Annotated in this window: 1 protein-coding gene; it reads left to right on the top strand. The window is 70.9% G+C overall.

The window, feature by feature from the left end; all coding sequences use genetic code 11:
* Nucleotides 1-86 precede the first annotated feature (86 nt).
* Nucleotides 87-687, top strand: a 601-nt coding sequence (locus tag BIU98_RS19710) for a hypothetical protein (RefSeq protein ID WP_217635688.1), incomplete at its 3' end; no start/stop codon positions are given.

Below are 687 nucleotides of genomic sequence, written 5' to 3'. Positions count from 1 at the left end.
AGAGTAGGACGCCGCCGGACTCAACGTAAGAAAAGATGTGGCCATCGGCCCTCCATCGAGAACTCGCAGGGGAGACCCTCGTTCTCGTGGAAGGCCGGTGGCCATTTCTGTTTTCCCCGCTCGAGCCTGACTCGACGTGCTGGCCGGTCCGTGATGGACTGGGACGGCACAGCGTCACGCAGGGCGCACACAACGACACAGCGGACGACCGCCGGCGCAGCAGCTCCGGCACGCATGAGGAGCAACGGTGGCGAACGACGACGAACGGCGGAACGACCGCGACGACGAGCGTGGGGGACGACCCCGTCGGGACGGCGACAGTGCGCCTCGACGCGATGGGGCTCCGCGTGGAGGCCAGAGCGGCGGCCGTGGTGGTTGGTCGTCTGGCCCTCGTGAGTTCGAGCGTCGCGAAGGCGACCGACGGGACCGTCCCCAGCGGGACGGCGACCGGCCGGCGCGGGATGGCGACCGGCCTGCGCGGACGGATCGTTCTGCGCGCGACAATGCTCCGGGGCGTGGTTTCCGGGACGGTGGCCAGCGGTCCGACCGGCCGGCATGGCGGGGGGACCGCGACGACGCCGGACGCCCGCCTCGGTCGAGTGGCCCGCGATCGGATCGTCCGTCCGGATCCGACCGTCCCCGCCGTGATGGGGATCGTCCGTTCAGCTCGGATCGTCCGCGTCGTGA

Origin of the sequence: Curtobacterium sp. MMLR14_010 (assembly GCF_001865015.1) — a bacterium.
Lineage (GTDB): Bacteria > Actinomycetota > Actinomycetes > Actinomycetales > Microbacteriaceae > Curtobacterium.
This window is presented reverse-complemented; position numbering and strand designations above follow the sequence as displayed.